This window comes from Geobacillus sp. CAMR5420, from assembly GCF_000691465.1.
GTDB classification, from domain to species: Bacteria; Bacillota; Bacilli; order Bacillales; family Anoxybacillaceae; genus Geobacillus; species Geobacillus thermoleovorans.
The window spans coordinates 1-13,454 of record NZ_JHUS01000010.1; the positions used below are offsets into that span (position 1 = coordinate 1).

Annotated in this window: 9 protein-coding genes, 1 pseudogene and 1 CRISPR repeat array (1 of these 11 running past the window's edge); all 10 genes and pseudogenes read left to right on the top strand. The window is 48.4% G+C overall.

Annotation, left to right across the window (positions count from 1 at the left end; all coding sequences use genetic code 11):
• The first annotated feature begins 126 nt into the window (after window positions 1-126).
• A complete protein-coding gene (locus DI44_RS14395) occupies window positions 127-750 on the top strand; it encodes an IS607 family transposase (RefSeq protein ID WP_025039250.1) in 624 nt (207 codons plus the stop codon).
• Window positions 728-1,051 (top strand): annotated as a pseudogene (locus DI44_RS14390) (helix-turn-helix domain-containing protein); the annotation flags it as partial. The gene DI44_RS14395 and the pseudogene DI44_RS14390, both read left to right, overlap by 23 nt.
• A 468-nt stretch (window positions 1,052-1,519) precedes the next feature.
• Window positions 1,520-2,653, top strand: a complete 1,134-nt coding sequence (locus DI44_RS14385) for a putative CRISPR-associated protein (RefSeq protein WP_020279857.1) — start codon at window positions 1,520-1,522, stop codon at window positions 2,651-2,653.
• Window positions 2,650-3,981, top strand: a complete 1,332-nt coding sequence (csx2, locus tag DI44_RS14380; protein WP_033024593.1) for a TIGR02221 family CRISPR-associated protein — start codon at window positions 2,650-2,652, stop codon at window positions 3,979-3,981. Before DI44_RS14385 ends, csx2 begins: the two co-directional genes overlap by 4 nt.
• Before the next feature lie 10 nt (window positions 3,982-3,991).
• Window positions 3,992-4,900: an RAMP superfamily CRISPR-associated protein gene (locus DI44_RS14375; RefSeq protein ID WP_128723145.1), complete on the top strand. Its 909-nt coding sequence runs from the start codon at window positions 3,992-3,994 to the stop codon at window positions 4,898-4,900.
• The gene (gene cas10 / locus DI44_RS14370) at window positions 4,897-6,537 is read left to right on the top strand and encodes a type III-B CRISPR-associated protein Cas10/Cmr2 (protein ID WP_033024595.1); all 1,641 of its coding nucleotides are present in this window, start codon (window positions 4,897-4,899) and stop codon (window positions 6,535-6,537) included. The genes DI44_RS14375 and cas10 overlap by 4 nt, the downstream gene beginning before the upstream one ends.
• The gene (locus DI44_RS14365) at window positions 6,534-7,664 is read left to right on the top strand and encodes a type III-B CRISPR module-associated Cmr3 family protein (protein WP_033024596.1); all 1,131 of its coding nucleotides are present in this window, start codon (window positions 6,534-6,536) and stop codon (window positions 7,662-7,664) included. The genes cas10 and DI44_RS14365 overlap by 4 nt, the downstream gene beginning before the upstream one ends.
• Window positions 7,664-8,551, top strand: a complete 888-nt coding sequence (cmr4, locus tag DI44_RS14360) for a type III-B CRISPR module RAMP protein Cmr4 (protein WP_033024597.1) — start codon at window positions 7,664-7,666, stop codon at window positions 8,549-8,551. Before DI44_RS14365 ends, cmr4 begins: the two co-directional genes overlap by 1 nt.
• Window positions 8,552-8,565: 14 nt before the next feature.
• A complete protein-coding gene (gene cmr5, locus DI44_RS14355; protein ID WP_015373850.1) occupies window positions 8,566-8,970 on the top strand; it encodes a type III-B CRISPR module-associated protein Cmr5 in 405 nt (134 codons plus the stop codon).
• Window positions 8,971-8,982: 12 nt separating this feature from the next.
• Entirely contained in the window at window positions 8,983-10,125 is a 1,143-nt protein-coding gene (cmr6, locus tag DI44_RS14350) for a type III-B CRISPR module RAMP protein Cmr6 (protein ID WP_033024598.1), read from the top strand.
• Window positions 10,126-10,308: 183 nt separating this feature from the next.
• A CRISPR array of direct repeats spans window positions 10,309-13,454; the repeat unit is 30 nt; unit sequence GTTTTTATCGTACCTATGAGGGATTGAAAC; it runs 964 nt beyond the window's last position.

Sequence of the window (13,454 nt, forward strand, 5' to 3'; positions counted from 1 at the left end):
AAAGGATAGCCATCGCTCGTTGTGTTGGTCAAAAAGTTATTCTGAAAAACTAAATAAAAAATCCTTTGTTTTGACCTTGTTAGGGTGCGAAATGTGAGGTGTTATTTATGTAGGGAGTTGATTGTTGTGAAGTATTATAGTATTGGCGAATTTGCAAAACTTATCGGAAAAAGTCAGCAAACTTTGCGAAATTGGGATAAAAATAATGTTTTAAAGCCTGCTTATGTTGCACCGTCAGGATTTCGCTATTATTCAGAAGAACAGCTTCATCAAATACTTGGGATCAAAAAGGCAACTCCTCCTAAAAAAGTCGTTGGTTATTGTCGAGTATCGAGTCGGAAACAAAAAGATGAGTTGGAACGGCAAGTTGAAGCAGTACGCACGTATATGATTGCAAAAGGGTATTCGTTTGAAATCATCGAAGATATTGGAAGTGGAATCAACTACACGAAAAAGGGATTAAGCCGCCTAATCGACATGGTTTGTAATCATGAAGTGGAAAAAATTGTTGTTTTGTATAAAGACCGATTCGTTCGTTTTGGGTTTGAACTGATTGAACAAATCTGTCAACGTTATGGGACAGAAATTGAAATCATTGACCAAACAGAAAAAACAGAAGAACAAGAGCTGGTCGAGGATTTAGTCCAAATTATTACCGTTTTCAGTTGTAAACTTCAAGGGAAAAGAGCCAACCGAGTCAAGAAGATGATAAGGGAGTGGCTTGAGGATGATTCGGTCCATCAAAGTTAGGCTAGAGCCAAACAACAAGCAAAAGACCGCATTATTTGGCTCCGCTGGTGTGGCTCGTTGGGCATACAATTGGGCGCTTGAACAACAAGAAGCCAACTACAAAAAGGGCGGCACATTCATCAAGGATGGGGAGTTGCGAAAAAGGCTGACGGCTTTAAAACAAAACGATCCAAATTATCAATGGCTATATCAGTATTCCAACAACATCACCAAACAAGCCATTAAGGATGCTTGCGAGGCATACAAGAAGTTCTTTAAGGGGCAAGCAAGAAAGCCGAGGTTTAAATGCAAGCATCAATCTTTCGAGATATCCTGCATAGTGACGGGTACCGTGAGTTACACGGGAAGTGAAGCCTTCGGAGCGTCAACCAAACGAGAGTAGCTTCGGCGAAATCGGACGCGATGAACAAGGAAGCAAACGAAAACTTCTGCAAGTCTCTTGTAGAGTTTTGTAAGTTTTGCGTAACGGGAGCAGCGGAAAAACCAGTTGGAAGAGACGCTCTTTTACTTTCGAGGGGCCTTGTTATTTTCCATTCGCCTTCGCGGAGTTGGGTGGAAAATTCGTTTTTCACCCGTCTCTTCAGCGGTAAAATGTTTGGAATTGTTGAAAAATATCTCCCTCTATACTTGAAAAATAGGATATAATTGATATAAACATAGCTATATTTTCCCAAGATGAAAGAAATATGGAGGGGAAGGGCGGTTGTACCAGCATATTGTTGTAACGTGTGGTGTGTCGCTGTTGACAGGAAACAGGAACGTTTTCTCGATGAATCGGGATGAAATCATGGGGGAGATTCGTCCTTGGTTGAGCGCGGCCAACATCAATGAGGAAAAACAACGAAAAATTGACGAATGGATTCGTCATGCCAGGCAGTTTGCTCATGAGGCCGCCCGGGATCCCAACCGTGTGTCGGCGGAGTATTCGATGATTTATGAACTTCGTCGACAAGGGAAATTGGCGGAGAGGCCGACGGTTGTCCTCATTGCGACAGACACGGTGGGAGGACGGATTGTGGAAGCCGTGTTGACGAGATTGCTTGAGGAAGACTTTGCGGCAAATGTTCGCGTCATGTACGTGGATGTGGATGTGAATCATCCAAGACGGATGCAAGAGACATTGGGGGAATACATGTGGAAGGTGGCGGATGCTCTCTCCCACGGGGAACCGTCAACAACTTGTTTTGCGCCGATTGGCGGGTATAAAGTGATGACATCGTTGGGCTACATCGTCGGGGCGTTTCTGCACTACCCGACGGCTTATATGCATGAGGACGGCCAAGTGTTGCATGAGATTCCTCCTGTGCCCATACATATTGACGAGCAGTTTGTCCATGAGCATTTCGACTTGTTGCGGAAATGCCAGAAAGATATGGTCAGCGTGGATTCGCTTTCCTACCATGAAAAACAATGTGTTCTTCAGTATCCATTTTTGTTTCATCAAGAAGAGGAGTTGGTGTATTTAAGCGCGTTTGGGCAATTTTTGCTTGAGAATGAAAAATATAAACATTTGTTTGCGACAACGTACCTTGTATCGAAACAAGTCGCCGATCTACTTCGGCATAATCACCATCAGTCGTTGTTTGTGCACCAGCAGATGCGGGAGCTGGCGAAGAAGCTGAAGCATAAAGAGGGCGACGTTGCGGTGTTGCATCATGAAAAAGCCTTCAAAACGATCGATGGGCGCAAAGTGAAATATCACTTGTACAAAGGAGCCAGCAACGGGCAAACAGCGTTTCGCCTTGCCTACCGGTATGATGAGCGGGAAGATCGGCTGTACGCCAACTATTTATGGCTCGACCATAATCGTTATGAGCGGGAAGCGTCGAAAGGGAAAGGGATTTATGAAGATAATTCGCCGTTTGTCGATATGACGAGACGGTTGGTGGGAATGGAGAGATGAGCGCGGGAAGAAAAGTACTGTTGTCATTTCTCGGATTGAGCGATTATGAATATTGTTATTACACATACGAGGGCAACGTGTCTTCTTATACGCGTTTTATCCAGACAGCGGTGTATGAGTTGTTTCGCGGGGATGGGCCGATGGATGTGGTGGTGTTTGCGACGAAAGAGGCGCGGGAGCGGAATGGGCAAGACCGCTTGAAAGGGGAGGAGCGGCTGGAGGGCTTGACCACCGCTTTTCAGCGCATCGCCCCTGAGGCGAATGTGAAGCTCGTGGAAATGGAAAGCCGTCAGGATGAACAGGCCAATTGGCGGTTGTTTGACTGCATTCTGAATGAAATTCGGGAAGGGGATACGATTTATTTTGACATCACCCACAGTTTCCGTTCCATCCCGTTTGTCGCGCTCATCGTGTTGAACTACGCCCGCTTTGTGAAAAAAGCGGACATTGGCGCGATCGTTTACGGCTGGTTTGAAATGCTTGGGCGTCCAGCCGATGTCAAACAGCTGCCTCCAGAACGGCGGTTGGCGCCGATTGTCAATTTGACGGGCATGGCGGGGTTGCTCGATTGGACGAACGGGGTCGACCAATTTTTACGCACCGGAGATGCTTCCATCATTCGGGCGCTGACCAAGAAGGAAAACAGTGAAGTGTTCCGCAATCCGTCTTCGAGCCAAGAGATGCGGAAGGAGGTGGCGGGGTTAAACAAGTTGACGGAACAGCTCGATCAGACGGAGAAAGCGATCCGCACGTGCAGAAGCCTGCAAATTGATGAGGAAGTGCAGAAATTTCGCCAGCAGCTCGACCGTGTTCGTTCGTCGCCGACGGAAGCGATCAAACCGCTCGTTCCGTTGCTGGATGCCATGGAGAAAAAGTACGCGATGTTTGATGATGACCCGATTATGAACAGCTGGAAAGTTGTACGTTGGTGCCTGGATCACGGTCTTATTCAATCGGCGTTGACGATGTTGGAGGAAAACGGGGTGACGGCCATTTGCCGGGTGTTTGGGTTCGACCCGCGAAATGAGGGGATTCGGAGCGACGTTCATTCTGCCATTCAAATTTTGTTGCGCAATATTCCGAAGGACCAATGGCGTGTTCGTTCTATGGAGCGGGTCGAACAAATGGTCAACGCCTTGTCTCCTTATCGGAACGACTTGGAACCGTTTGGCTTGGTGAAGGAGCGGCGCAACGATATCAATCACGCTGGGGCGCGCCCGCAGCCGTTAAAAGCGGAAAAATTTTGGCCGGATGCCGAGACGACATTTAAGGAACTTTTTACATTCTTTGAGAAAATGTCGATGTTGGCAAAGTCGATGCAAACGTAAAGGAGAGCGGATGATGGAACGTTTGAAATGGAACGAAGCGTCTGCCATTGTTCAGTCGCCGTATCAGCTTGTTCTGTTGACGCCGGCCGCCATTCACGGGTTTGATCCGAAGGCAAAGGCGGAGTTTCGCATTCCGTCGCTGCGCGGGGTATGGCGGTACTGGTGGCGGACGTTGCAAAGCGAGACGAACCACCGCGATTTGCTTGCCAAAGAAGAAGAATGGTTTGGCGGCACGCGAGAGACGAAGCAGCAATCCCCCGTTCATTTATCCATGGCGGGCGTGATGGAAGGAACGAAACGGGAAAACATGTTACCGCACCGCACATCTCCTGTGCCTGTCCCCGCCCTTCCTGCCGGTGGGGAGGTGACGGTGACGCTTTCGGTGCGGAAGCGGCATGAGCAGCTGCTTCCGGCGTATGAATGGCACTTTCAGTATGTGCTTCACCTGGCGGGATTCGGGCAGCGGTCGCGCCGCGGGTTCGGAGCTGTGCAATGGACGGGGCATCAGTGGAATAACGTTGGGGAATACGCCAAAAGTTTGCGTACGGTGCTTGAGCACATCGGAGTGGCGGAGGCGTTTTCCTTTGCGGAGGACGGCTGCCTCGTGGCGCGCCGCGAGGACATTCGGACGCTGCACCCTGTGTTGTCCGCAGTGTGGATTGGGGAGGGGAAAGAAAGCGCCGCGGAAGTGACAAGGGCGTTTGGAAAAGCGTCGCATGAAGCGAACCGCTATGGAAATCTCGGTTTTGTGCAAGGAAGCAAAAAGCTTTCTTCGCCATTATGGTGCACGGTGAGAAAAATTGGGAATCGGTACCACCCGATTGTGACGGAAGTGAGAAGCGGCGGCTCGCGCTACAGCGAGCCGCGCTATGAGCGGGATCGAAACCGGTTTTTAGAGATCGTTGGGGTGAGGATATGACCAATCGCTATATCGTCATTTTTACGGTCGGGCCTGTGCAGTCGTTTATCGCTTCAGCCCGCAAAACGGAAGATTTTTGGAGCGGAAGTTATATTTTGTCCCACTTGGTGCGAGAGGCGATCAAACAGTTTTACCAATTGGACGCCAACTGTGAAGTCGTATACCCGCTCGTCACAAGGGAGGAGTTGCGGTCGCCATCTGCGCGGGATTTTCGCATTGCTTCGATCCCGAACCGCGTGACGGTGGTGATGAAGGGAACAGAAGAAAAGGTTGGCGGCTGGCTGCGCGAAGTGGAGGACAATGTTCGCCAAGTGTTTCTGGACTTCTGCTTTCAAGCCATTCGACGCGTGTTTCCACATCTCACTGCTGAAGAGTATGAATGGCTGGAGATGATGGTGGAACAACAAGTGCAGTCGTTTTTAGAAGTGTACTGGGTCGCTGAACCGTATGAGCCGTCCGCTTCGTTCCGGACCGTGCGTGAACGCGCCGAACGGCGGTTGGGGGCGCTGAAAAATGAGAAGCATTACATTCCTGTTTCCCAATCCGGCCTTGTTTGCTCCGTCTGCAAGGAAAGGGAGGCGTTGCGGCTTGCCGAGATGAAGGAAACGGATCATTACGGTGAGATCAAGCGGAAAACGCTCCACCTTTGGAAGCGGCGGGCGGCGGAATTTCAAGGAGCTGGGGGCGAAGAAGATGACCGCCGCGCGGGACGGATTCAAGACAATGAATTTTTATGCGGCATTTGTTTAGGAAAACGGGCCGCCCGCGATTATTTTTCCAAGTTGTTTGGCGCCTCGTTTTTGTCGTTTCCGTCTGTCCTCGAGATCGGAGCGGGCGATTATTACGCTGTGCTCATGATGGATGGGGACAACATGGGGAAATGGTTCTCCGGGGAGCGGAAAGAGGAGTATAGCGAAACGAGTAAAAAGTTGGCGCGATTTGCGAAAGAAGTCGTTCCTCAAATTGTCGAAGAACAATGCCACGGCAAGCTTGTTTATGCAGGAGGCGATGATGTTCTCGCCTTCTTGCCGACCGAGACGGTGCTGAAAGCGGCGGAGGAGCTCCGATTGGCGTTTGGCGATGAATGGAAAGGATTAGGTCATGGAGCGACCGCCTCGTTTGGCGTGGTCATCGCTCACAAAAAGTCGCCGCTCCATCTCGTTCTTAACGCTGTCAGAGCGTTGGAGAAAAAGGCGAAACAGTATTCCAACGACAAGACGGGGCAGCGAAAGGACGCCCTTGCTTTAGCGCTTCACACCCGCTCTGGCGAGATTTCGGAAGCGGTTCTCCCATGGATGATTGGAGGAGAGAAGGTTTCACAATTATTGGATCAATGGATTAATCTGTTGAAAACATCCCTGTCGCCGAACTTTATTTTTCATTTCGCTTCCGCGTTTGCCCCGCTGCTGCATGAGCGGCACTGCCCTAAATGGGAGAATGGCGACATGCTCGCGACAGAGCTTCGGCGTTTGCTTAAGCGGTCTGTAAAAGAGGGAAGCCATCTGAGCGCCCAAGAGATCGCCCATCACACGCAAGTTCTTTTGTCTTTGCATGAAGCGGTTCGCAGCGGCTATGACTTTTTGTATCTGTTAAAGATATTGACCTTTTTCAAACGGAGCGAGGGGAACGGGCAATGACAAAATTAGTCTTGACACCGGTAGACACGTTTTTCTTTAAAAACCATCATGCGACGCAAGCGGGGGAGGCGACGGTGATGGAGTCGATATTCCCTCCGCGCCCGAATACGATTTACGGCGCGTTGCGGGCGGCGTACATTTATGCGTACAGCACGTTTGACGATTTTACGAGGGGCAGTGATGAACAGGTGAGGAGATGGATGGGCACCCCGACTGAGCGGGGGCAGTTCTGTCTCCATTATTGCACGCTGGTGAAAGAAGACGTCTTGTTCTTTCCCCTGCCCTTTGATTATCAAGTCATAGAGGAGGAAAAATCGCTCAAAGCGTATCCATTGCGGCTTGTCAAAGACCGAAAGCCTTCATCATCTGCTTCGATGTGGCGTCTGGCTTCTTCGCGGCGTGACAAAACGAAAAGTCCGCAGCACTATTACGTCCCGATGGAGGAATGGAAGCAGGCGCTTCTTGAGAATAAGCCAATCTCTTCCCTTTGTTCATTGTCATCGTTCATCGCTCGGGAAGATAAGGTGGGAATTCAACTCGACACGTCCAGCCGAACAGCACAAAAGGGGCTTTTATACCGGGTGGCGAAAGGGCGTTTTGTAGATGGGGCGTCTCTTGTCGCTTACATCGGTGATGGACCGGATTTCTCTGATGTCAAGTGGGCGCGGATCGGCGGGGAAAACCGGCCGTGGTCTGTCCGCCAGCAGCCGGAAATGCTTCGTATATGGAATCCGGACGAGAAAAAGAGGATTGAACAAGACATCGAGCGGACGAGGCTGGCAAAGATTATCTTTTTGTCCCCTGCGATTTTCGCCAACGGCTCTCGTCCGATTGCGATGGACGGTGATCGGTGGACATGGCCGAACGGAGCGGTGGTGACATGGCTTGCCGCTTCCATCGGACGACCGGAGTTGTACGGAGGATGGGACATCGTCCGACATCGTCCAAAACCGCGAAAATGGATGGTTCCAGCGGGTTCTGTCATTTACGTGAAGATCGAGCGGGATGATGATTTGCCCCATGTCTTTTCTGCCCTTGACGGTGTTCATTTCACTGATGAAGGGGCAGAGGAAGGGTTTGGGTTTGCGGTGATCACGAGTGCAAAAGAAAGCGAGGAGGAGTTGTAATGTATTCGATCGTACGGCCTTTTCTTATGCATGCCATTACGTCTGTCCATGCGGGGAGCGGGAGCGAGATCGGGTTTGTCGACTTGCCTATCCAGCGGGAGAAGCATACAGGATTTCCAAAAATCGAAAGCTCCTCGCTCAAAGGCGCGCTTCGATATCACATGACACAGTCGCTGCTCGAAGATGGGAAGAAGCTTGAACTGATTTTCGGCGCGGACAAAGGACAGGAAAGCGTCACACAAGCGAGCGCCATTGCTCTGAGTGATGCACGTGTTTTGCTGTTTCCGGTTAAATCGCTTCGCGGCGTATTTGCTTGGATTACGTGCCCGTTTGTGATTGAGCGGTGGAATCAAGAGATGAGCGTCCATCAGCAATCGATCGGGAAAGAAGTTCAACTTCTTCCGGTGCCCGCACCGAACACGGTCAGTTCCGACCGGTTGATGGCGGTCAATGGACGCATTGTGCTGGAGGAGTATGCGTTTTCGGTCACCGTCTCTTCTGAAGCGAAACAGCTGGCGGAACAACTTGCCGCCCTCCTTGGGGAGCATTGCCGCCTGCGTCTTGTAGATCGACTCGTTGTTCTCTCCGATGACGATTTCACGGATTTCGTCAAATTGTCGACCGAAATTAACGCGCGCATTCGCATTTCACCGGAGACAGGGACCGTTGACAACGGTGCGCTCTGGTATGAGGAAAATGTTCCGCCAGAAACGGTTTTTTACAGTTTCCTCTACATTGGTGATGTACGGGGAGACGGAATAGACGGTCTTGCGAAGGCTGCGGATATTGAACAGTACTTTGTGAATGAAAACAAATTTCCATCCGTCTTTCAGCTTGGCGGGAACAGTACATTAGGCCGCGGAATGATGAGAACGATTTGGGTGTGAACGGAGGAGGAGCCATGGAAACAAACGTGAAGCGTGTGGGGATTGAGAACGGGAGAGCCGCATTTGCGTTTCAAGAAGTGAAACAGGCAAAAGAACGATTGAGAGGAAGCTTCGAAAACTATCGTTCTTACGTCAAAAAAATGCCGTCCTTAATTCAAGTCAACGGTCTCGGACAAGCATTGGCGTTTTGTTTTCAAAAAGGGAAGGAATACAAGGCGATTTATCAATCCCTCGCAAAATGGATGAGGGAACAGTTTCCGGATCAATTTTCATCGGCAAACCAAGAACTCGTCGAGGCTGTCGTCAACTTATCGAGCGTTGATTACCGGTTATGGACGATGGAAGCAATGGCGCTGCTAGATTGGATGCGCAAGTTTGCCGACGGGATGGCGAAAGACGATGCAAAGGCGGCAGAGTAAGGAGGGGAGGGCATGCTTTTTCATCCAAAGGACACCCTAGAAGTCGTGCAAAAGGCCAATAAATCGATCGGGCATTTGGCGTACCATCTCCATTATTTTATCGAGCATCGGTGGAATGACCGTAAAAAAGTGTGGGAGCCTTCGAAACAGTTGAAATCCGCCCCGATTCTCCCCGAGCTGAAAGAGATTGGCGAGCAGCTGCGGGCGCAGCGAGAACAGGCCATGGTGGAATGGGCGCAAACAGGGGGAGTCAAGAAGCTGAAAGCCCGCCTCTCTGGCCGAATTGTCCACGGACTGGGCGCGGGGCATGTTCGCGAGACGTCATTGACGATCCACCCCGTGTACGGTCTTCCTTACATTCCTGCCTCCAGTCTGAAAGGCCTTGTGCGCCATTGGTTTATCGAGGCGTATTGCGAAGGGGACGAGAAACGGCTCGGCGAGCATGAAGATGGATGTGCGATTTTTGGGATACAAGACCATAAAGGACAGGTGCAGTTTTACGACATCTTTCTCATCGATGGATTGCGGTTGGAAAAGGATGTGCTCGCTGTACATATGAAGGAGTATTATGAGGGAAAAAACGCTGCGACAGATAATCAAAAACCTGTTCCCGTTTCGTTTTGGACGGTCATGGCTGCAGAGGTGGACATTTATTTAACGGCTCATGGCTTTCGAGACGATGAAAAAACCGCCCGTTTGTTGGAGGCAGCATCGTTATACACAAAACAGGCGTTGATGGAATGGGGGATCGGTTCGAAAACATCTTCGGGATATGGTCGATTTTCTGAGGTGGACGACGTGACGGAAACCGAATTCCTCCCAATGGTGCAAAAAGAACGCGCCCGTCTTGAGCGCCGGAAAATCGAGCAGGAAATGGTGGAGCGAAAGAGACGCGAGGAAGAAGAACGAGCAAGGCTGGCCCTCCTCTCCCCCGAAGAACGGTTGGTGGCCGAAATTGAACGGTTGACTGACAGCGAAACGGATAGGCAGCGAAGCAAGGATAGCCTTTACCAACAGGTGATCGAGCAGCAAAACAAACAAGCCGCCGTTGCGTTGCAGGCGTATTGGAAACGTATCGGAGAATGGGGAAAAGCCGTCAGCAAAAAGCAAAAGCAAAAAATGGACAAACTTCAACAACTGTTGGAGGAAAAGTGAGGGTCTTGCGATTGTCGTCGACCCCCAATCGTGCAAAAATCCCGGGGGATCGACGACAATGTTTTTTGCGCCAAAAATCCTACAGCCATCACGGCCGAACTGTATTGACAGAATTTTTGAAACGTGATATTCTGGAAACAACCCAAAGGGAAAAAGCTTGATTTGATGCGCATGGTTTGGGGTGTTTTTATCGTACCTATGAGGGATTGAAACGATGACCAAGCTAATGTCAACTGCCCAATGGCTAAAGTTTTTATCGTACCTATGAGGGATTGAAACCCCGGTTAAAATGGCGATCCGCAAAACGCACGGATCGTTTTTATCGTACCTATGAGGGATTGAAACCTTGGTCAAATTCTGCGTATTTTTCCGTCAAACGGTTTTTATCGTACCTATGAGGGATTGAAACAGCCGGGAAGATTTTAGGGAAGCGGTTAAACGCTACCGCGTTTTTATCGTACCTATGAGGGATTGAAACATCCGGTCCCCTGTTTTGTAGGGCTTGGCGTTATAAAGTTTTTATCGTACCTATGAGGGATTGAAACGCTGCATTCGATCGCGGCGTACTATCAAAAAATGAAGGTTTTTATCGTACCTATGAGGGATTGAAACCTAATTGGGCTGGTCAGTTCTCTGACTTGTTGCTCGTCGTTTTTATCGTACCTATGAGGGATTGAAACACGCTCGATCCAGTCAACAGTATCTTCTATCGTCCTGTTTTTATCGTACCTATGAGGGATTGAAACACGCCTCATCGAACACAATCAACGCGCTAGACTCTTGTTTTTATCGTACCTATGAGGGATTGAAACTTTTCTTCCCAGCGAATCGGTGACCGGAATTAAACTCCGCGTTTTTATCGTACCTATGAGGGATTGAAACATAAGCTCGTCCAAGTCGCGTTTGCAGCGCAAGAACTCTGTTTTTATCGTACCTATGAGGGATTGAAACCTCGATGCAAACGGAAATGTGTTGGACGAGCGAACTGTTTTTATCGTACCTATGAGGGATTGAAACCCTTTTTGACTGTCTCGACTTTCTCAACGTCTTGGCCGTTTTTATCGTACCTATGAGGGATTGAAACCCTCATCTGGCACGTAAAATTTCCACCAATGACGATGTTTTTATCGTACCTATGAGGGATTGAAACACAACAGTAATAACCAACAAAGTAAAGCGTGCAATACTAGTTTTTATCGTACCTATGAGGGATTGAAACTGAAACAACGCACGCTCGAGCCGATTTTCACCGAAAAGTTTTTATCGTACCTATGAGGGATTGAAACTCTCGAAATACAATGTGATACTCAACGTAGTACCCGTTTTTATCGTACCTATGAGGGATTGAAACCAAGATGTTGATTATTACCGTACATCAAATGCAGCAGTGTTTTTATCGTACCTATGAGGGATTGAAACCGTCTCCAATTCCATTCACTTCTCGCGCCCATAACAAAGTTTTTATCGTACCTATGAGGGATTGAAACGCCCGTTTCTTGCCGCGATCGGTAATATTCCCGAACTGGGTTTTTATCGTACCTATGAGGGATTGAAACATCATTGCATATAGTCCCTTTTCCCGGAAAAGCATTTGTTTTTATCGTACCTATGAGGGATTGAAACTCCGAATGACGATGCCGACTTTAGAGAAGTGAGCTCGTTTTTATCGTACCTATGAGGGATTGAAACGAAGAACGGGCAGAAATCGCAAACAAAGCGAAAGCGTTTTTATCGTACCTATGAGGGATTGAAACCAACGTCCGGCAGCGGGAGCGCCGCAGGGAGCGGGCGTTTTTATCGTACCTATGAGGGATTGAAACAAATTGTGTCCTTTAGGAGATACTGGTGTTCTAGGAATGGTTTTTATCGTACCTATGAGGGATTGAAACCGATGACAGTCGATTGCATATTTACCTCGCCGACTTGTTTTTATCGTACCTATGAGGGATTGAAACTCACGACACTTTTTCAGGAAAAAAAACTGAAATATCGTTTTTATCGCACCTATGAGGGATTGAAACTCATTAAAGTTATCGCGTTCTAGAAGGTACTTCATGTTTTTATCGTACCTATGAGGGATTGAAACCGACACGAACGGAGGGTGAGGAAATGGAATGAGTTAGTTTTTATCGTACCTATGAGGGATTGAAACTGCTTTATATTCCTCGTTTTGCATAGCCGCTTGGTGGTTTTTATCGTACCTATGAGGGATTGAAACACGCACAATACGCCGTAAAAGCTGTTTACCGCGGGTTTTTATCGTACCTATGAGGGATTGAAACCTTCTGTGTTTTTGTTCATTTTGATCCCTCCTTTTTGTTTTTATCGTACCTATGAGGGATTGAAACAGAAACGGATAGGAACATCTTCTTCCCCATCTTGCAAGGTTTTTATCGTACCTATGAGGGATTGAAACTCCAATTCTTCTTTTACTTGGTCTAACAATGCTTGCGGGTTTTTATCGTACCTATGAGGGATTGAAACTCAAATTGTTCTGCTGCTCGCTGGGCGCGTCGCATTTGTTTTTATCGTACCTATGAGGGATTGAAACCGCTTTCGTTCCCATCGATTCGACTTGTAGAAAGGAGTTTTTATCGTACCTATGAGGGATTGAAACGCCAAGTTTTTGACCAAGTCTCCATTGGCTTCGACCGGTTTTTATCGTACCTATGAGGGATTGAAACTCACGATATCCGATTTGCTCTCGCATCTGCATTGTTGGAGTTTTTATCGTACCTATGAGGGATTGAAACATCGCTTGCTCTTCCTGTTTCAAAGCTTCATAGAAAGGTTTTTATCGTACCTATGAGGGATTGAAACATTTTCTTTATGTCAGCCGTGCTTTCGAAAACATCGAATCGTTTTTATCGTACCTATGAGGGATTGAAACTGAATCATCATCATGGCGTTGCGAGGCATCACAACAGTTTTTATCGTACCTATGAGGGATTGAAACATGAATGGAAAGCGCGACTTCCATACGCGAAATGATGTTTTTATCGTACCTATGAGGGATTGAAACCCTTCTTCATTATCGATACTGATCTCTCTACGTTCGAGGTTTTTATCGTACCTATGAGGGATTGAAACAGGATGGAAGAGATATATTTTGCTGGATTCCGAGGCGTTTTTATCGTACCTATGAGGGATTGAAACCACACTTCCCAGTCGTTGATACCGGAACGATAGCACTGTTTTTATCGTACCTATGAGGGATTGAAACTCGGTGACGTGGACAAGCTGTCGCTGTCACGTGTCGGTTTTTATCGTACCTATGAGGGATTGAAACTCAACCGAGCGAGCGAAAACGAGCTGGAGAGCGTTGAGCT